Raw genomic sequence first — 18,326 nt, forward strand, 5'->3', positions numbered from 1 at the left:
TTCCAGTCTACTGAGAACTCGCCGGCTCTCCTTATTTGTGTGACCCTTCCTGCCGCCCCCGCAGGATCGCCAGCAGTGCCGCGTCGTCGAGACCGGCAGTGCGGCCTTCGGCAATGCAGCGGTCGACGGCGGCGATCACCGCCTCCGGGACGGGGCCCGGCGGAGGTGCGGGCGGGGTCAGGACCGGCGGGCTGGCGGCGACCACCGTGCCGTTGCGCCGCCGGGTTTCGACCAGTCCGGCCAGTTCGAGTTCCTTGTAGGCCCGCGCGACTGTCCCGGCCGCGAGGCCCAAGTCCGACGCGAGGCTGCGGACAGTCGGCAACCGGGTTCCCGCTGCCAGTGTCCCGAGGCTGATGAGGGTGGCGATCTGCGTCCGGATCTGCTCGAAGGGGGGAACTGGCGAACGCAGGTTGATGGCGATGCCTGCCGTCACGCGGCGACTTCCTTCCGCGGCAGGGGAGCGCGGGTCTTCCAGGCCAGGCCGCCCACGGGGATGACGGCGATGACCACGGCACTGGCGGCCAGGACAGCGCCGGCCAGGGTCGCGGGCCACCACGATCCGGCGGCCGGATCGACGGCGTCGCCGAACGCACCCGACCCGAACACCGCGGCCCAGGCATTGGCCTGGGTCAGCAGCAGGACCCCGGCCTGGGCCGTGAGGGTTGCGGCGAGGGTCCGCACGATGCGGTGGACGGTAATGGCGCGCAGGGCGGCGTCCAGGCCGCGCGGGGCGTCGCGGACGCCCTGGCGGGACCGGGCGCGGAGGAACGCCGGCAGGGCGGCAACGCAGGTTCCGGCGGTGAGCAGTGCAGCCGGAAGCCAGCCGGGATCTTCGGCCAGCAGGGCCTGCCCCGCGGCGGTGGCGGCGAGGGTAGCCAGGAAGACCAGCAGCGCCAGGACCGCCGTGGTCAGCAGGGCGGCGCTGACCGGCTGCCGGGGCCAGGTGCGCGGCGCCTCCGGCGATCCGTAGTTGCGCTGCAGGACCAGCTCGCCGCTGGCGATGACCAGCAGGACGCAGGTGCCCGTCAGGGCCACGAGGCCCGCAAGTCCGTAGCCGGCGGCCGCCGTGATCACGGGGGCGAGGAAAGCTCCGGCGGCCAGCGGCACGGCGGCCAGCGGCACGGCGGCCGCGAGGCCCAGGAGCGCCCCGAGGGAGGAAACCAGCCTGGCGGCCGGGTGCTGGCAGCCGGTGGCGATCCCTGATTCCGGCCGGTTCCGGACGCCCAGCCCGGCGGAAGCAAGCCGAGGGGGCTGCCACCGCCACATCACGAGCAGGACCACGGTCGCCGCGAGGCCGGCGAAGTTGGTCCACGATCCCGTTTGCTGGGCCGGGTCGGGACGGGCCGCGAAGTTTCCCGCGATGACCGTCAACCCGGCAGCCACTGTGGACACTGTGCGCAGCAGCCGGTTCATCGCGATGGTCCGCAGCGCAGCGTTGTCCGCCGCGTCAAGGGACTCCAGCTGCCGGCGACGGGCGATCAGCCACAAAACCAGCCACGTGCCGACGGCCAGCACCAGCAGGGCGCCGCCAAGCCAGGCGGCCACCTCCGGTCCGGGGATACGGCCCTCGCCCCCGACTGTGTCGTAGTAGTTGTTGTTCGCGCCGTCGCTGACCGTAGTGGGAGCCACGGCCGCGAACCCGGGCAGCGTGGCAGTCCGGGCGATGGCCGCGGCAGCCGAGACGAAGATCGCAGCCGTGGTCAATGCCAGCCTGCGGGGCAGGAAGTCTATGATGCGCCGCACGGACAGCACGGCCTGCCGCCTCATTCGCCGCGGACCCGGGTAGCTGACCTGTCCGAGGGCATGCACGCCCAGGCAGCCCAGGACCGGCCATGCCAGCGCCGGGATGATCGAGTCGGCGCCCACCACGGCGGACGCTGACGGATTAGCCGGGATGATGCCCACGGTCATGGCGCCCTGGAGTGAGCTCGCGAGCCAGCCGATCACACCTACCCACAGCCCGTGCTTCGACACTGTCTGCGGCGACGTTCCGGTTCCGGGAGCCCAGATCACCCACCGCAGAACGGCATACACCAGCAGCGTGGCGACCGCCGGGCCAAGCAACAGCAGCGGCGGCACGTTCAACAGGACCGGCACGGACACCCCCAAGATTCAGCAGTAATGTATCAAGCTATTGATACAAACTAGACTGAGGGCCCCCGGGGTCAAGGCCTCAGTCGTCGAACGGCTTGAACCGCTCCACCGCAACCACTTTTTTCTTGCTGCCGCGCGCGACGTGGCAGACCACGATCTCGCCCGGCGCCAGGAACGGATCCGAGGACGGCAGCAGGTCCCGCAGCCGGGAGTTCATGTGCTTCGCGAGTTGTTTCAGGACCGTGGGCAGGGCCGGACGGTGCGTGCACAGGGCCACGGCCCGCTGCTTGTCGAACAGCCCCTCGACGACGGCTGCCGTCTTGTGCGGGCTGCGGTTGTGCCGGTGCTCGGTGAGGGCCTCGTTGAGCTTGACCTTGGCGTCGGCCGCCTTGGCGTAGGGCGCGATGGTGGCCACGCACCGCAGCCATGGGCTTGAGACGATCCGCGCGGGCTTCCACGCCTGCAGGAGCCGCCCCACAGACTGCGCCTGCCGCATGCCGGTGGCGGCCAGCGGGCGGTCGCCCTCGGCCTTGGACCAGGACGAGCGGGGCTTGGCCTTCGCATGGCGCACGATCAGCAGCGGCCAGGTCTCCAGCTCCCCGCGGTCGTGGGCGTTCACCAGGTGCTGCAGCGGCTCGATGTCGCTCGGGTTGCTCAGGAGGCGGGCGGCCTTCTCGGGCGGGCACCACATGACGCTGTCGACTTCGGTGCCGTCCGGGATCAGGACGGCGCCGTCGACGTCGACCGCCCAGTAGTGGACCACCTTCAGCCCGGCCGCCACGTGGTAGTGGATGGGCGGGAGCGGGATCCCCAGGGGAGCGGTGAGCCCGATCTCCTCCTCCACCTCGCGCACGGCGCACTCCGGGATGGTCTCGCCGGCGTCGATTTTGCCCTTCGGCCAGGACCAGTCGTCATACCGCGGACGGTGGATCAGCAGGACCTCGAGCTGGTCCTTGTTTACCGAATTGAGGCGCCACGGGATGGCGCCCGCCGCCGTGACGGAAACTTCTTCGCCTGGTTGGTCAGCCTGGTCCGCAACCAGTGCATCGCTGCTCACACTCACGATCCCTACCGCAGGCTGGTCGAGCGCTGGCGCGAGCGGGAGGCGAGCAGCCAGGACTGCACGTCCTTGAGGTCCTGGCCGTCTTCCGCCAGGTGGTGGCGGGTCCATTCACCCTGATTGTCCAAATGCCAACTCGCCGTTTCGGGCACCATGTAGCGGTTCAGCAGGTCCAGGACGTAGCTCGTGTCGTCGCCGCTCGTCAGCTGCACGAGGGCTTCAACCCGGCGGTCGAGGTTGCGGTGCATCATGTCGGCCGAGCCGATGTAGACCACCGGGTCGCCGGCGTTGGCGAAGGCGAAGACGCGGGAGTGTTCCAGGAAGCGGCCCAGCACGGAGCGGACCGTGATGTTCTCGCTCAGGCCGGGAACGCCGGGCCGCAGGGAGCAGATGCCGCGGACAATGACATCCACCTGCACCCCGGCCTGTGACGCGCGGTACAGGGAGTCGATGATGGCCTCGTCCACCATCGAATTGACCTTGATCTGGACGCGGGCGGGGATGCCGGCCCGGGCGTTCCTGATCTCGGTTTCGATCCTGTCGATCAGCCCGGAACGGACCGAGCGCGGCGCGACGAGCAGCCTCTTGAACGTGGACTTCGGCGCGTAGCCGGAGAGCTGGTTGAACAGCTTCGAAAGGTCTTCGCCGACCTGCTCGTTGGCCGTCAGCAGGCCCAGATCCTCGTAGTAGCGGGCCGTGCGGGGGTGGTAGTTTCCGGTGCCGATGTGGCAGTAGCGGCGCAGGCCGTCCACTTCCTGGCGGACCACGAGGGAGAGCTTGCAGTGGGTCTTGAGCCCCACGATGCCGTACACCACATGGACGCCGGCCTGTTCCAGTTTCCGGGCCCAGGAGATGTTCGCCTGCTCGTCAAAGCGCGCCTTGATCTCCACGAGCGCCAGGACCTGCTTGCCGGCCTCGGCGGCGTCGATCAGGGCATCGACAATCGGGGAGTCACCGGAGGTGCGGTACAGGGTCTGCTTGATGGCCTGGACTTTGGGGTCCGCGGCTGCCTGTTCCAGGAACGCCTGGACGGACGTGGAGAAGGAATCGTACGGGTGGTGCAGGAGGATGTCCCGGCGCCGCATGGCGGCAAAGACGTTGGCCGCCTTGGACGTTTCCGATTCGTTGAGGTAGCGCGAGGTGTGCGGGACGTGCTTGGGGTAGTGCAGGTCCGCCCGGTCGATCCCGGCAATCACCGAGAGCCCGCGCAGGTCCAGCGGCGCAGGGACGGAGTAGACCTCGGATTCCTCGACGCCGAGCTCGCGGATCAGCAGGGCGCGGATGTTCGGGTTGATGTCATTGGTGACCTCAAGCCGGACGGGCGGGCCGAACCGGCGGCGCAGGAGTTCCTTCTCCAAGGCCTGCAGCAGGTTTTCGGCGTCGTCCTCTTCGACCTCGACGTCCTCGTTGCGGGTCACGCGGAAGATGTGGTGTTCCAGGACCTCCATGCCGGCGAACAGCTGGTCCAGGTGCACGGCGATCACTTCTTCGAGCGCGATGAACCGTGCCACCCGTCCGGGGACGGAGCCGGCGCGGGCGCCGTCGATGGAGATCAGGCGCGGGAGCTGGTCAGGGACCTTGACACGGGCGAAGAGCTCCTTGTCGCTGACCGGGTTGCGGACCACTACGGCGAGGTTCAGGGACAGCCCGGAGATGTAGGGGAACGGGTGCGCCGGGTCCACGGCCAGCGGCGTCAGGATCGGGAACACCTTTTCCGCGAACATGGCGCTGAGCTGGTCCTTGGCCTGAGAGTCGAGTTCCTCCCAGTGCATCAGGTGGATGTGCTCATAGGCCAGCGCCGGGCGGATCTGTTCGGCGTAGACCCGGGCGTGGCGCTGCTGCAGCCGGTGGGCCTCCTCGCCGATCTGCTCCAGGACCTGCATGGGGCTCAGCCCGGCAGGGGAGGGGACGGCGAGCCCCGTGGCGATCCGCCGCTTCAGCCCGGCCACCCGGACCATGAAGAACTCGTCCAGGTTGGAGGCGAAGATGGACAGGAAGCTGACCCGCTCCAGCAGGTACAGGTTGGGGTCCTCGGCCAATTCCAGAACCCGCGCGTTGAACGCAAGCCAGCTCAGTTCCCGGTCCAGGAACCGGTCGGGGCGGATGTCGCCTTCCGGTTCCAGGTTCGGCGCGAACTCCGGAATGTCGATCCGGTCCTGTGTGGCGCGGGAGGCCGGCACTTCGGAGGAGCCAAAGCGGGCACGTACCGGACGCGCCCCCTTTTCCGGCGTTGCTGGTTCAGACGTGGATGTCCGGGCGGTATCCCGTGGCATGGTGTCTCCTCAATGCTGGCGCGATGTAGCTTCAACCTTACAAGCAATCATGGCCGGATGACCCCAGGTTTCGGCCCGGGCCGGGACGGTTATCCGCCGACTTGACTAACGCCGTCCGGCGCGGGAGCGGCGTCCGGCGATGGCTGCTGCGGCAGCGGCGCGTACATCACATCGACATCCCAGCGGGTGAATCCGAGCCGGCGGTAGAGGGCGACGGCGGGGGTGTTGTCTGCATCGACGTAGAGCATGACGGCGTGGAGCCCCAGGCCCTGGAGATGCCTGATGCCGGCGACAGTAAGGGCCTTGCCCAGCCCGGACCCCTGGGCATCGGGCGTCACGCCCACCACGTAGACCTCGCCCATCGCGGGGTGGTCGCCGTGCCGGGGGTGCACCTTGGTCCAATGGAATCCCAGGAGCTGGTCCGCCGGGTCGACGGCCAGCAGGAAGCCCGCGGGATCAAACCACGGTTCGGCCATCCGGGCGTCCAGATCGGCCCGCGTCATGTTGCCTTGCTCCGGGTGGTGGGCGAAGGCGCCCTTGTTTGCGGCCAGCCAGGCGTCCTCGTCCCGGCCCGGCACGAAGGCGCGGAGCTGTACGCCGTCCGGGAGGTGGACCTCCGGCAGGGCCGCCGCCGCCGTCATCAGCCGCATCTTCCACAGCTCACGCACGGCGCCGTAGCCGTAGCGGGCCGCGAGGTCGGCCGCGGCCTCGTGGTTTCCGTGGGACCAGGCTTTCAGGCCGGCGAAGCCGCGGACGGTCTTCAGTTCGCCCAGCAGGCGGTCGCCCACGCCCTGGTTGCGGTAGCTGGGATGGACGGCGACCTCGAGGACCCCGGTGCCGTCGGGTTCCTCGATGACGACGGCGACGCCGGCCAGGTCCTGCGCCGTCGCGGGATCCAACTTGTCGTCAGGGGCATAGAGGGCCAGGGCAAGCACCGAGTGCTCGCCCGCATCGCCGGCGCGCAGCGTGACAAGGGTCTGTTCGGACAGCGGCGGATTGCCGTCGGACTCTTCCGCCGCGGCGACAAGGGCGGCGACGTCCCGCAGCAGCGCGGCGTCCACGGCTCCTTTTTCAGTGTGTACGGGCCAGTTTTCCGGGTGCGCAGGGCTCATGGTGCAAGGCTATCGGGTGCATGGGGGTCAGCGGCCGATTTTGTCGAACTGCGGACGGCCGCGTATAGTCGTTATCTCGTCCGGCGTTGAGCCAGATGCGAGGGGGATCCACCACTGGGGTGGCCTCGATACGTTCGACCCGTATGTCCTCCACTGAGAAGTAAATACTGAGAAGTTTGTGCCGCTGGTTTGGTGCACCAAGAAGGCCCCGGACTCTGGATTCCAGAGTCCGGGGCCTTCTGCGTTCGGTGCCTTCGTTGAGTGCTCGTGTACGTGCCCTGCCGCGTTGTGGCGGCCGTGGCGCGCTCAGGCCTCGGTCAGTTCATCCTCGGGCTGGCGGACCAGGGTCAGGCGGTAGCCGACGTTGCGGACGGTGCTGATCAGGTTCTCGTGGTCGGCGCCCAGTTTGGCCCGCAGCCGCCGGACGTGGACATCCACGGTGCGCGTGCCGCCGTAGTAGTCGTAGCCCCAGACTTCGGTCAGCAGCTGCTGGCGGGTGAACACCCGGCCGGGGTGCTGGGCCAGGTATTTCAGCAGTTCAAATTCCTTGAAGGTCAGGTTGAGCGCGGCGCCGTTGACCCGTGCGGTGTAGCTGGCCTCGTCAATCACGACGCCGGCGGCCCGGATTTCGGTCGGCACGTCCTCCTTCTCCGGAACGGCGCGCGCGACGCCGAGCCGGATCCTGGCCTCGACCTCTGCCGGGCCCGCGGATTCCAGAAGGATGTCGTCCACGGCCCACGCCGAGGAGACCGCCGCCATGCCGCCCTCGGTGAGGATCAGCATCAACGGGGCGCTGAGGCCGGTGGCCTTCAGCAGCTGGGTGAGGGAACGTGCGCCGACCAGGTCCTTGCGGGCATCGAGCAGGACGATGTCGCAGGGGTCGGTCTCGAGCAGGGCAGTGGGCTCGGCCGGAAGGATGTGCACCCGGTGGTTCAGCAGTTCCAGAGCAGGCAGGACGTCCACGGATGTTCCCGTGCTGTTCGTCAATAGCAGGATGTGCGACATTGTTCCTCCAAGGGGTGTCCGCGCATCGTTGAGCGTCTTGTTGCTGAAGTTGAGTATACCTAAAGGCCCCATTCCGGCCATGGTCCCGTCACCTCCGGTGCCTCCTTTTGCGACACATACCGTTCACATAGGGCAGGATTGAACCGTCAGGGCCGCGGCCCGTCGAAATTGAGCCGAGTCGAATTGGGGTCCGCAGTGAGCGAAGGTCTGGCCATGCTGGGTCTGCCGATGGCGAGCAGACAGTGAAGCCGTGGAGCGTCGGGATCATCGGCCTGGCCGGTCTCGCGGCGATTGTCGCCGGAGCCTACGCCTCGCCTGAGGCCCTCCTGGCCGTCGCGGCGCTCGCCGCCGCCGGCATCGGTATCGGCTGGCCCTACTTTCTCGGCATCCCCGCCAAGAAGACCCTCGCGGTCTTGATTGGCCTGCCCGGCGTGGGGTCGGCGGTGGCCGCGACCTACCTCCCGGCTCCGGGTTTCCTGGACTGGACGCCGTCGTTCATGGCCGTCGGGGTCATGGCCATCTTCGTTATGCAGCTGATCCGGGGCACCGGCCAGGCCCAGCGCCTCGAATCCACCCTGGGCTCGTGCGCGGGTGTCCTGCTCTCCTGCCTCGGCGCCGGCTGGATTGCGAGTTCGCGCTTCAACGGGGTCCGCGAAATGATCCTCGTGGCGGCCATCAGCTCGGCGATCGCCCTGCTGGCGGGGCTGATCCGCTGGCCGGACCGGATCGTGGCGCCGCTGGGCATCGTGGCCGCCGGCCTTGCCGGGCCGCTCGCCGGCCTGGTGTTTTCCGACATCGCCGTGCTGCCGGCCGCCCTCGTCGGCGTCGTCGTGGGGGCGGTGCTGGTGAGTTTCCGCCGCCTCGTCATCCTCAACGGTGAGGGCCTGAATGTTTTGGCGGCCGTGGGCATGGGGCTCGGGCCGGTGTCTGCGGTCGGTTCCCTGGCCTACTTCATAGACAAACTACTCATCTACTAAGCGTTAGGATGGCATCATGTCCGTACTTGCATATGAGATCTTTTTCCTTGTCCTGCTTGGCGTGGCCAGCCTGTCCATGGCGTGGTTTGCCGGCTTTGTCGTGTACCGCCTCTTCAAAGGCCAGAAGTAACACGTTCCAGACCCCGTAGCTTCCAGAGGTAGATGCCGTGCCGATTGAAATCCCTACTGATCTGACCCCCGAAATCGTTCCGCTGTCCTGGCTCATTGGTGAGTGGGAGGGCAGCGGCCGGCTGGGGGCTGGAGACGAGGACTCCGAGCACTTCCTGCAACACGTCTCGTTTACGCACAACGGCCTGCCGTACCTGCAGTACCGCGCCGAGAGCTGGCTGACCGACGACGAGGGCACCAAGCTGCGTCCCCTCACCGTCGAGACCGGCTTCTGGGCGCTGGAGCGTAAGCAGCGCGAGGAGGACGGCGGCCCCGGCCTGATACCGGCGGACATCGTCCCGGTGCTCAAGAGCGCCGACGAGGTCGAAGCCCTGCGCAACAGCGACGGCGGCTTCGACATCTCGGTCTCCATCGCCCACCCCGGCGGGATTTCGGAGCTGTACTACGGCCAGATCAAGGGCCCCCAGATCCAGCTCAGCACCGACATGGTGATGCGCGGCAGCCACTCCAAGGAGTACACGGCGGCCACGCGGATCTTCGGGCTCGTGGAAGGAAACCTGCTGTGGCGCTGGGACGTGGCCACCGGCAAGAATTCGACGGCGGGCGGCGGCCTGGAGGCCCACGCATCGGCCATCCTCGCCAAAGTAGGCTGATTACGCGGTCTCACTGATTTTTCCGTTGTCACCATCGACCCAGGAGAAATACCGTGAATGACACAGTCGCCAGCTCAGCCGGCAGCACAGCACCCGGCAGCGCCAGCTACGCCGACCTCAAGGCCGTGTTCTTCAACGGCACGCTCAAGAAGTCCCCCGACGTGTCCAACACCCAGGGCCTCATCGAGGTCAGCCGCCGGATCATGGAGAAGCAGGGCGTCACCACCCGCGTGATCCGCACGGTGGACCACGACATCGCCAGCGGGGTATACCCGGACATGCGCGAACACGGCTGGGCCACCGATGAGTGGCCGGAACTCTACCCGGCCGTCCAGGAAGCGGACATCGTCGTCGTCGCGGGGCCCATCTGGCTGGGGGACAACTCCTCGCAGACCAAGAAGCTCATCGAGCGCCTGTACGCCCACTCCGGGCAGCTGAACGCGAAGGGCCAGTGGGCCTACTATCCGAAGGTGGGCGGCTGCCTCATCACCGGCAATGAGGACGGCATCAAGCATTGCGCCATGAACGTCCTCTACAGCCTCCAGCACATCGGCTTCACCATCCCGCCGCAGGCCGACGCCGGCTGGATCGGTCCCGTCGGGCCCGGACCGAGCTACCTTGACGAGGGGTCCGGGGGGCCGGAGAGCGATTTCACCAACCGCAACACCACCTTCATGACCTGGAACATGCTGCACCTGGCGCGGATGCTCAAGGAGGCGGGCGGCATTCCCGCCTACGGAAACCTGCCCGACGCCTGGAAGGCCGGCACCCGCTTCGACTTTGAGAATCCGGAATACCGCTAGGGCCGGCCTGCCCACAGTCCGGCCGGAATACGCACAGAGCTAAGGACGTTCCTTTCAATATGACTATCAAAAGCCCCCTGTTGTCGCGCCCGGCCGCGGTTGAGGCCGGCGGCGCCGACGCCGGCGTCGCCGCCCACTACGGCGAGCCGCTCCGGGAGCAGCGGGCGCTGGCCGCCGGCACCGCCGTCGTCGATCTCTCGCACCGCGGCGTGGTGACGGTCAGCGGGCCGGACCGCCTGAGCTGGCTCAACACGCTGTCCTCCCAGCAGCTCACCTCCCTGGCCCCTGGCCAGTCCACCGAACTGCTGTTGCTGAGCGTTCAGGGCCGGATCGAATTTGACGCCAGGGTGGTGGACGACGGCGCGACCACCTGGCTGATCGTCGAGGCAGCCGAGGCGGCCCCGCTCGCCGAATGGCTCAACAAGATGAAATTCATGCTTCGGGTCGAGATCGCGGACGTTTCCGCCGACTGGGCCGTACTCGGCTCCACGCACCGCATCCCGGAATGGGACGCGCTGCAGGCCTGGGCGGACCCGTGGCCGCACGTCGGCGCCGGCGGCTACTCCTACGCCGTGGTGGGCGAGGACGCCCATCCAGGCCTGGAACGGCCGTGGTTTGAGTACCTGGTTCCCGCGGACGAGCTGGTCTCGACGGTGGGCGACCGCGCCCTGGCCGGCACCATGGCGTCCGAAGCGCTGCGGGTTGCGGCCTGGCGGCCCCGGTGGGGCGCGGAAACGGACGACAAGACCATCCCGCATGAGCTCGACCTGCTCCGCACTGCCGTGCACCTGGCCAAGGGCTGCTACAAGGGCCAGGAGACGATCGCGCGCGTCCACAACCTGGGCCACCCGCCGCGCCGTCTCGTGTTCCTCCAGCTCGACGGTTCCCAGCACACCCTCCCCGCCGCCGGCAGCGAGGTGCGTGCCGGCGAACGCAAGGTGGGCACCGTGACCTCCGTGGCGCAGCACTACGAGATGGGCCCCGTCGCCTTGGCCGTGATCAAACGCTCCGTCGCCCCGGACGAGGTCCTGACCGTCGTCGACGGGGACGAGCCCTACTCCGCGGCCCAGGAAGTCATTGTGGCCCCCGACGCCGGCCAGGTGGTGGGCCGCCAGACCGGCTTCCTGCGGGGCACCCGATGAGCGGCGGAGGCGCCGCGCCCGACGACGAGACGCTCGCGCTGGCCCACGCGCTCTTCGACGCCGCCCGCGAGGGCAACTCCGCGCTGCTGGGCAGCTACCTGGCCGCCGGCGCCCCGGCCACACTGACCACGTCCTCCGGCGACTCGCTGGTGATGCTGGCGGCCTACCACGGCCACGCCGGCACTGTCCGGCTGATCCTGGACCACGGCGGCGACGCCAACACACCGAACGACCGCGGCCAGACCCCGCTGGCCGGTGCTGTCTTCAAGGGCTACACGGACGTAGCCCGGGAACTGCTGGACGCCGGGGCCGACCCGGACGCGGGCACGCCCACCGCGCGGGCCGCCGCGCAAATGTTCGCCAGAACCGACATCTTGGCCCTCCTCGGCTGACCAAACCCGCCCGGGCCCGGGGCGCGGCCGGCCTGGGGTAGGGGAGGATTGCCCCCAAATACTCCACGTGGAATAATCATCAGTGGAGTAACCGCCGTTTAGGCCGAAAAGAACTCTTCCAAACCGAGAAGGACTGCACCATGGCCCGGGCAACCGCATTGACACCCCTGGGTGTCGCCGCACTTTCCCTGCTCGTGGAAGAACCTATGCATCCCTACGAGATGTACCAGCTGCTGATCGCACGGCACGAGGACCGCCTGGTCAAGGTGCGGCCAGGAACGCTTTATCACGCCGTCGGGCGGCTCGAGGATCAGGGGCTGGTCGCAGCCACGGGAACGGACCGGGGAGGCAACCGTCCGGAGCGCACCACGTACACGATCTCGGCTGCCGGCCGCGAAGCGTTCACGACGTGGCTGCAGGACATGCTCGCCGCCCCGGTCAACGAATACCCGGCTTTCCCGCTGGCCATCTCCGAGGCCTACAACCTGCCCGCCGGGGTCGTCGTCGAACTCCTCGACCGGCGCCTTCAGGCGTTGGAGGAGCAACTCGGCTTCCTGGTATCGGGTGAGGACCTGCTCGCGAAGAAGGGCGTGGAGCGCAAGTACTGGATCGATGTCCAGTTTCAGCAGAGCACGCTGCGCGCCGAAATCGCCTGGATCCGCAACCTCCAGGACCAGCTCCGCTCCGGCGAACTGCCGTGGTGAACCCCGCACAGGACCGCGGCGGGGACCCGGCCGCCCACACACAGCCCACCCACCGTTTCACACCAGCCTTAAGGAACCGCATGGAAAACGTAGCCCGGCCATGGCCGGCACTCTGGTCCCTGGTGATCGGCTTCTTCATGATCCTGATCGACACCACCATCGTCTCGGTGGCCAACCCCAGCATCATGGAGGGCCTCAACACTGACATCAACTCGGTGATCTGGGTCACCAGCGCCTACCTGCTCGCCTATGCCGTGCCGCTGCTGATAACGGGCCGGCTCGGGGACCGTTTCGGTCCGAAGAAGCTTTACCTCTCCGGACTCGTCGTCTTTACTGTGGCATCGCTGTGGTGCGGCCTCTCCGGCAGCGTCGAGATCCTCATCGCGGCCCGTGTGGTCCAGGGCCTCGGCGCGGCCATGATGACACCGCAGACCATGGCCGTCATTACCCGGATCTTCCCCCCGGACCGCCGCGGAGCGGCCATGGGCATCTGGGGTGCCACGGCCGGCGTCGCCACGCTGGTTGGCCCGATCCTCGGCGGCGTGCTGGTGGACGGCCTCGGCTGGGAATGGATCTTCTTCATCAACGTTCCCGTCGGGATTGTCGGGTTCATCCTCGCCCAGCGTTTCGTCCCTTCGCTGACCACGCACCCGCACAAGTTCGATATTCCCGGCGTGCTGCTCAGCGCCCTCGGCCTCTTCCTCGTGGTCTTCGGCATCCAGGAAGGCGAAACGTACGACTGGGGCACCATCGTCGGCCCCATCACCGTCTGGGGCCTGATCATCAGCGGCATCGCCGTGCTGGTGGTCTTCGTCCTGTGGCAGCGCTTCAACACAGGTGAACCGCTGCTGCCCCTGTCCCTGTTCAAGGACCGGAACTTCTCGCTCGCCAACATTGCGATCACCACGGTGGGCTTCACCGTCACCGCGTTCAGCCTGCCGCTGATCTTCTACTACCAGATCGTCCGGGGCCTGACCCCCACCCAGTCGGCGCTCATGATGGTGCCGATGGCGCTGATTTCGGGCGGGCTTGCCCCCGTCGTCGGCCGGATCATCGACAGGGTCAACCCGAAATTCATCACCGCGGCCGGCCTGGTCCTGATGTCCGTGGCGCTGTTCTGGAACGCCCTGCTCATGCACCCTGATACCCCCATCTGGCTGTTCCTGCTGCCGAGCGCGGTGCTGGGCTTCGCCAACGCGGGCATTTGGGCGCCGTTGAGCTCCACGGTCACGCGGAACCTGCCGCCGCGGCAGGCCGGAGCCGGCTCGGGTGTCTACAACACGACCCGCCAAATCGGCGCCGTGCTCGGCAGCGCCGCCATCGCCGTCCTCATCCAGGCGCGGCTGGCGGCCGAGCTCCCCGCCCGGCCCGGGGCTGGCGCCACCAGCCCGATGGGCTTCGGCGGGGCCCTGCCCGCGGAGCTCCAGGAGGGGTTCTCGACGGCGATGGGCCAGTCCATCCTGCTGCCGGCGGCGGTCATCCTGCTCGGCGCTGCCGTGGCGCTCTTCTTCGCCAAGCCCAAGCCGGTCCAGGGCTGGGGCGAACCAGATGCTGCCGCGGTTGCGGGAACGGGCACAGCAGACGCGGACACTACGGACGCGGACAAGGCAGCCACAGACCAGGCGGACACCGCCGCAGCGGCGGACACGGAGAGGGCAGCCGCGGAGCGCGGCTAGCCTGGCGGCATCCCGATCAGCCCAGCAGCACGCTGGTCTGGATGCCGCCAGCGGAAAATCCCAGGCTCCGGGCCAGCGCCAGCGACCCCTTGTTGCTGACTTCTGAACGCCACTGCAGCGTCAGTCCTGCGGCGAGGGCCTCGTGGGCGGCTATCGAGGCGGCCAGCTTGCCCAGGCCGTGGCGCCGCCATTCGGGCGCGACCAGCACGCCCATATGGGCCAGGAGCCCTTCCCATTCGGCATACGCCCCGCAGGCCACCGGTGTCCGCCGCCCGTCTTCCAGATGCAGGACGGTGAAGCGGTGTTCCAGGTCGGCGAGGCCCACCTCGTTGACGTCATCGGGCGGGCAGAACGTCTCCAGTTCGATCGCTTCCGGGTTCCCGTGTGAGACCGTCAGCTCCCCGGCAGGCTGCTGCAGGGGGAGGTCGTCGGCGAAGAAGAGTGCGGCGGCGCCGAGCCCGTGGCCGCCGTGCCCGCGGGTGATGGTCAGCAGAGTCACGTGCTGGGCCAGTTCCTCGTCCGAGAGGCCGTCGGCGGCGTCCAGCGCCCACTGCGGGCCCACCAGGGCGGAGTTGCCGAACAGGCGGACGAACTGCAGGGACCGGGCTGTCTCATCGGCCCGGGTGAGCCTCACGCCGGCGGCAGCCGCGAAGGCGCCGTCGTCGAACCCAAGGCGGCGCGCCCACGCGAGCTGGACAATTTCTGCGGAACCGGGCTCAAGAGTCATGAATCAACCCTACCCACCGCGGCCGGGCGTCCGGCCTCACGGGCCGGACCCGCCGGTGTCCCGCTTAGCCGAAGAGGACCGCGGCCTCGTCGTAGCGGCTCTGCGGTACGGACTTGAGGTTGCCGAGTGCGGCGTCGAAACCGACGTGCACAATATCCGTGCCGTGCAGCGACACCATGGTGCCCCAGCGCTTTTCCACTACCGAATCGATGGCGGCCATGCCCAGACGGGTGGCCAGGACCCGGTCGAACGCCGTGGGGACGCCACCGCGCTGGATATGGCCAAGGACCGTCGCGCGGGTCTCGATGCCGGTGCGTGCCTCCAGTTCGGGGGCAAGCATTTCGGCGATGCCGCCGAGGCGGGGCCGGCCAAACGTGTCGAGGCCGCGCTCCGAATGCGGGGACTCCTGGCCTTCGGGCACAAACCCCTCGGCGACGACAAGCAGCGGGGCGCGGCCACGGTCGTGGGCGGAGACGACCCACTCGGCGATCTGTTCCATGGAGGCCTTCTGCTCCGGGATCAGGATGGCGTGGGCGCCCGAGGCCATGCCGGCGTGCAAGGCGATCCAGCCCACATGCCGTCCCATGACTTCGGCAATCATGCAGCGGTGGTGGGACTCTCCGGTGGTGCGCAGCCGGTCGATTGCCTCGGTGGCGATTTCCACTGCCGTGTCGAAGCCGAAGGTGTAGTCCGTGGCGTCGAGGTCGTTGTCGACCGTCTTGGGCACGCCCACGATTTTGAGGCCGGCGTCCGTGAGCCGCTTTGCGGCGGCCAGGGTGCCCTCGCCGCCGATGGCGATGATGGCGTCGATCCCGAGCCGGTCCATGTTGGCTTTGATGACCTCGGGGCCGCCGCCGTTCTCAAACGGGTTGGTGCGGGACGTGCCCAGGATGGTGCCGCCCTGCTTGGCGATGCCGCGGACCATGGTGCGGGGAATTTCCACGATGTCGCCCTCGACAACGCCGCGCCAGCCATCCTTGAATCCTACGAACTGCTGGCCGTGGACCGCGATTCCTTTGAGGACGGCGCCACGGATGACGGCGTTCAGGCCGGGGCAGTCTCCGCCGCTGGTGAGGATTCCAATTTTCATGTCTTGGCTCAAATCCTGGTTTGAAGGGGTACAGGCAGAGCGCCACGCTGAGCTCACCCTAGAGTCTAGTGGCGGGTGTGGGGCAGGACACAAACGGTTACAAAAGGTGCCCCCGCCATGATGGCGGGGGCACCTTTTCGTGGTGCGGCGCAGCTACCGGGGCCGGATGCCGCTCGGCCGGGACGGCCTGTGATGAACGGCCTGTGGCGGATGGCCTGTGATGAACGGCCTGTGGCGGATGGCGTGTGACGGATGTCAGGGCCGGATGTCAGGGCCGGGAGGAACGCTTCGAAAGGAAGCCTTCGAGGACGATTGCGTTGCGCTGGTCCGGGAGGAGGAGCCAGGCCGCCAGGTAGGCCACGAACGCCGGGCCGGGGAGCAGGCTCAGGAGCAGGTAGGCGATCCGGACATAGGCCACATCAACGTTCAGTTTGGCGGCAACCCCGCCGCAGACGCCGCCAACCCAGCGCTGCGGACCACGTTTCAGGCCAAGGCCCCGGATGGTGTCGAAGAATTTATCCATGGGTCAAGACTTCCTTGTAGTTGACTTATTGTCACGCCTGCGTGCCGAGACCAGGCCGCCCATGACCAGGGCGCCCCCGGCCCCGATCATCAGGCCGATCAGCACATAGGTGCCGTTGAGGGCCACGAGGCCGAGCCGGTAAATGATGATCAGCGCGGCCAGGGCCACCACTGTCAGTCCCCAGACCACTGTGCCCACCCGGGCGGGGGAACCTGCTTCCGGGTCGTGGCCGGCATCGGCCAGCGGCGAGTCGTCATAGCTGCTCATGTCAGTTGCCTTCCTTGATGGTCACGTTGCTGACGGTGCCGGAGATCTCCAGGACCAGCCGGGCGCCCGGCTTCGCGGTGTTGTAGTCGCTTTGCTGCGTCGTCATGCCGCCGCGGTCCTGGTTGCCGTCGTGGAGGTTGCCCATGGTCATGTCCGCCTGGACGTGCACCGGAACGGTGGCGGGGATGACGACGGTGAGGTTGCTGGCCGTCGCGTCGATCGGAACTACGACGTCGGAGCCCAGGGGCGGATTCAGCGCCAGTTTGGTCAGGTCCACGGTTCCGGCGCCGCCGGTGATCTCGAAGCCGCCTTGGGCCTGCTGAATGCTGGCCGGCGTCCAGTCGGCGTTCTGGAAGCGGAACCGGTCCCCGTGCGGGACCACGCTGAAAATGGCGCCGATCAGCAGGGCCACGACCGCAAAGAAGCCCAGGATCCCGGAGGTCCGGCCCCGCAGCCCTGCGAACAGGATCCCGAGGCCCAGGATGGCCGCGCCGAAGGCCCAGACCAGCGCGTTGCCGGCATCGCCGAGATCGATCACGTTGGCGGCGTCGAGGGCCTTGATGCTCCCGCCCACCAGGAGGGCGGAGCCGACGGTGATGGCGACCGCCGGAGCGCCCGGGCCAAGGTTGCGCGCGGCCGGGGTGGGCGGCGTGGCGCCGGACCCGTAGCCGCCGGACCCGGGTCCGTAGCCGCCGGACCCGTAGCCGCCGGGGGGAACAGGACCGGTGGGAACAGAGCCGGTGGGAACAGAGCCGGACGCGATGGGTCCCGACGGCGGAGGCGGACCCCAGTCCGGGCCGGTGCCGGTGACGCGAGAGCTGTCAGCCGGGTCGCCATATGTCTGGCCGCCGCCCTGAGGGAAGCTGCCTGCTGATTGCGGCCCGGCATCGGTGCGGGGGCTCGCCACAAAAGCCGCGCCACCGGCCGGGCTGCCGGAGTTGTAACGCGATGGCATGGCAGTGGCTCCGTCCCGGATCTTGTTGCGTTGGGTCAGGAAGTAGACGAGGTAGATGGCGCCGCCCACCCAGAAGACGGTCCAGACGAAGGTGCCGAAGCCGAAGCGGTCCCAGCCCCAGACCCCGGTGCCCAGGCTGGGGAACCCGATGACCGAGGTGATGAGCGCGCCGGTCATGCCGGCCGTCCACCGCCCTGCGGCGGCCTCCTGGACGTGAATGCGGCCGTCGGGTTCGGGCAGCAACGCCCAGGCCAGGCCGTAGGCGAGAACGCCGACACCGGCGAAGACGGTCAGGACGATCAGGACGCCGCGGATAATGAGCGGGTCGACGCCGAGCCGGTGGGCTATGCCGCTGGCCACGCCGCCGATCCAGCGGTCGCGCCCGCGGTAAATGCCCTGGCTGCGGATCCAGTCGAAGAAATTCTGGGTTTGCCGGCCGGGTAACGGCCCACTCGGATCGCCGGGCGGGTACAGCCGCGGCGGCTCCGGCGGCGCGCCGCCCGGCCCGGAGAAAGCCGGAGCGGGCTGGCCTGTGCCTGGAAGTTCGGGCTCGGGACGTTCCGAGTGCGGAAGTTCCGTGCCGGAAACTTCCGGTTCTGGAAGTTCCGCGGCGGGAGCTTCCGGTTCTGGAAGTTCCGGGTGGGATGGATCCGTGGCCGGCCGGTCTGCGGAGGCCGGGCCTTCATCGGGGTGCGGAGTGTGCGGGTTCATACTTCGATCCTTCCCGTTCCCGGCGCCGGGCTC

Annotated in this window: 18 protein-coding genes; 7 read left to right on the plus strand and 11 right to left on the minus strand. The window is 68.3% G+C overall.

Annotated elements, in window-relative coordinates:
- Positions 1–31: 31 nt before the first annotated feature.
- From B5X90_RS03685 to B5X90_RS03710, 6 genes are all read right to left on the minus strand, one after another.
- A complete protein-coding gene (locus B5X90_RS03685) occupies positions 32–433 on the minus strand; it encodes a GntR family transcriptional regulator (RefSeq protein ID WP_079550144.1) in 402 nt (133 codons plus the stop codon).
- Positions 430–2,097 (minus strand): hypothetical protein, encoded by a 1,668-nt coding sequence (locus B5X90_RS03690; protein WP_256860040.1) that lies wholly within the window; start codon positions 2,095–2,097, stop codon positions 430–432. The genes B5X90_RS03685 and B5X90_RS03690 overlap by 4 nt, the downstream gene beginning before the upstream one ends.
- A 76-nt stretch (positions 2,098–2,173) precedes the next feature.
- The gene (locus B5X90_RS03695; protein ID WP_079550145.1) at positions 2,174–3,151 is read right to left on the minus strand and encodes an NUDIX hydrolase; all 978 of its coding nucleotides are present in this window, start codon (positions 3,149–3,151) and stop codon (positions 2,174–2,176) included.
- 11 nt (positions 3,152–3,162) lie between these two features.
- Positions 3,163–5,427: an RNA degradosome polyphosphate kinase gene (locus tag B5X90_RS03700; RefSeq protein ID WP_079550146.1), complete on the minus strand. Its 2,265-nt coding sequence runs from the start codon at positions 5,425–5,427 to the stop codon at positions 3,163–3,165.
- An 89-nt stretch (positions 5,428–5,516) separates the two neighbouring features.
- Positions 5,517–6,539: a mycothiol synthase gene (mshD, locus tag B5X90_RS03705; RefSeq protein ID WP_079550147.1), complete on the minus strand. Its 1,023-nt coding sequence runs from the start codon at positions 6,537–6,539 to the stop codon at positions 5,517–5,519.
- Positions 6,540–6,845: 306 nt separating this feature from the next.
- The gene (locus tag B5X90_RS03710) at positions 6,846–7,544 is read right to left on the minus strand and encodes a winged helix-turn-helix transcriptional regulator (protein WP_028276526.1); all 699 of its coding nucleotides are present in this window, start codon (positions 7,542–7,544) and stop codon (positions 6,846–6,848) included.
- 242 nt (positions 7,545–7,786) lie between these two features.
- Here B5X90_RS03710 and B5X90_RS03715 point away from each other — a divergent pair, with 242 nt between their 5' ends.
- The 7 genes from B5X90_RS03715 (at position 7,787) to B5X90_RS03745 (ending at position 14,020) form a co-directional block, all read left to right on the plus strand.
- Entirely contained in the window at positions 7,787–8,521 is a 735-nt protein-coding gene (locus B5X90_RS03715; protein WP_079550148.1) for a permease, read from the plus strand.
- A gap of 167 nt (positions 8,522–8,688) precedes the next feature.
- The gene (locus B5X90_RS03720; protein ID WP_079550149.1) at positions 8,689–9,303 is read left to right on the plus strand and encodes an FABP family protein; all 615 of its coding nucleotides are present in this window, start codon (positions 8,689–8,691) and stop codon (positions 9,301–9,303) included.
- A 53-nt stretch (positions 9,304–9,356) separates the two neighbouring features.
- Complete coding sequence (locus tag B5X90_RS03725; RefSeq protein ID WP_079550150.1) at positions 9,357–10,106, plus strand: flavodoxin family protein; 750 nt, start codon at positions 9,357–9,359, stop codon at positions 10,104–10,106.
- A 59-nt stretch (positions 10,107–10,165) separates the two neighbouring features.
- Complete coding sequence (locus tag B5X90_RS03730; RefSeq protein ID WP_079550151.1) at positions 10,166–11,248, plus strand: CAF17-like 4Fe-4S cluster assembly/insertion protein YgfZ; 1,083 nt, start codon at positions 10,166–10,168, stop codon at positions 11,246–11,248.
- Positions 11,245–11,640, plus strand: a complete 396-nt coding sequence (locus B5X90_RS03735; RefSeq protein ID WP_079550152.1) for an ankyrin repeat domain-containing protein — start codon at positions 11,245–11,247, stop codon at positions 11,638–11,640. Before B5X90_RS03730 ends, B5X90_RS03735 begins: the two co-directional genes overlap by 4 nt.
- A 140-nt stretch (positions 11,641–11,780) precedes the next feature.
- Positions 11,781–12,344 carry a PadR family transcriptional regulator gene (locus B5X90_RS03740; RefSeq protein ID WP_079550153.1) on the plus strand — a complete coding sequence of 188 codons (564 nt, stop codon included), beginning with the start codon at positions 11,781–11,783 and terminating at the stop codon, positions 12,342–12,344.
- A gap of 80 nt (positions 12,345–12,424) precedes the next feature.
- Positions 12,425–14,020, plus strand: coding sequence for a DHA2 family efflux MFS transporter permease subunit (locus B5X90_RS03745; RefSeq protein ID WP_079550154.1), 1,596 nt, complete (start codon positions 12,425–12,427; stop codon positions 14,018–14,020).
- A gap of 16 nt (positions 14,021–14,036) precedes the next feature.
- On the opposite strand, the gene B5X90_RS03750 is transcribed toward B5X90_RS03745, so the two are convergent.
- The 5 genes from B5X90_RS03750 to B5X90_RS03770 form a co-directional block, all read right to left on the minus strand.
- A complete protein-coding gene (locus B5X90_RS03750) occupies positions 14,037–14,747 on the minus strand; it encodes a GNAT family N-acetyltransferase (RefSeq protein ID WP_079550155.1) in 711 nt (236 codons plus the stop codon).
- A 64-nt stretch (positions 14,748–14,811) separates the two neighbouring features.
- Complete coding sequence (locus tag B5X90_RS03755; RefSeq protein WP_018773638.1) at positions 14,812–15,837, minus strand: 6-phosphofructokinase; 1,026 nt, start codon at positions 15,835–15,837, stop codon at positions 14,812–14,814.
- A gap of 268 nt (positions 15,838–16,105) precedes the next feature.
- Entirely contained in the window at positions 16,106–16,360 is a 255-nt protein-coding gene (locus tag B5X90_RS03760) for a PspC domain-containing protein (protein ID WP_079550156.1), read from the minus strand.
- Positions 16,361–16,363: 3 nt separating this feature from the next.
- Positions 16,364–16,627: a hypothetical protein gene (locus tag B5X90_RS03765; protein ID WP_079550157.1), complete on the minus strand. Its 264-nt coding sequence runs from the start codon at positions 16,625–16,627 to the stop codon at positions 16,364–16,366.
- 1 nt (position 16,628) lies between these two features.
- On the minus strand, positions 16,629–18,293 hold the full coding sequence (locus B5X90_RS03770; protein ID WP_079550158.1) for a PspC domain-containing protein: 1,665 nt from the start codon (positions 18,291–18,293) through the stop codon (positions 16,629–16,631).
- Positions 18,294–18,326: the final 33 nt, after the last annotated feature.

The sequence above is a fragment of the Arthrobacter sp. 49Tsu3.1M3 genome, from assembly GCF_900168135.1.
Lineage (GTDB): Bacteria > Actinomycetota > Actinomycetes > Actinomycetales > Micrococcaceae > Arthrobacter.

Excerpts from the sequence above, each read along its gene's own strand:
- B5X90_RS03700 (WP_079550146.1), bottom strand. The coding sequence starts at position 5,427 with ATGCCACGGGATACCGCCCGGACATCCACGTCTGAACCAGCAACGCCG.
- mshD (WP_079550147.1), bottom strand. The coding sequence starts at position 6,539 with ATGAGCCCTGCGCACCCGGAAAACTGGCCCGTACACACTGAAAAAGGA.
- B5X90_RS03710 (WP_028276526.1), bottom strand. The coding sequence starts at position 7,544 with ATGTCGCACATCCTGCTATTGACGAACAGCACGGGAACATCCGTGGAC.
- B5X90_RS03730 (WP_079550151.1), top strand. The coding sequence starts at position 10,166 with ATGACTATCAAAAGCCCCCTGTTGTCGCGCCCGGCCGCGGTTGAGGCC.
- B5X90_RS03735 (WP_079550152.1), top strand. The coding sequence starts at position 11,245 with ATGAGCGGCGGAGGCGCCGCGCCCGACGACGAGACGCTCGCGCTGGCC.
- B5X90_RS03740 (WP_079550153.1), top strand. The coding sequence starts at position 11,781 with ATGGCCCGGGCAACCGCATTGACACCCCTGGGTGTCGCCGCACTTTCC.
- B5X90_RS03745 (WP_079550154.1), top strand. The coding sequence starts at position 12,425 with ATGGAAAACGTAGCCCGGCCATGGCCGGCACTCTGGTCCCTGGTGATC.
- B5X90_RS03750 (WP_079550155.1), bottom strand. The coding sequence starts at position 14,747 with ATGACTCTTGAGCCCGGTTCCGCAGAAATTGTCCAGCTCGCGTGGGCG.
- B5X90_RS03755 (WP_018773638.1), bottom strand. The coding sequence starts at position 15,837 with ATGAAAATTGGAATCCTCACCAGCGGCGGAGACTGCCCCGGCCTGAAC.
- B5X90_RS03760 (WP_079550156.1), bottom strand. The coding sequence starts at position 16,360 with ATGGATAAATTCTTCGACACCATCCGGGGCCTTGGCCTGAAACGTGGT.
- B5X90_RS03765 (WP_079550157.1), bottom strand. The coding sequence starts at position 16,627 with ATGAGCAGCTATGACGACTCGCCGCTGGCCGATGCCGGCCACGACCCG.
- B5X90_RS03770 (WP_079550158.1), bottom strand. The coding sequence starts at position 18,293 with ATGAACCCGCACACTCCGCACCCCGATGAAGGCCCGGCCTCCGCAGAC.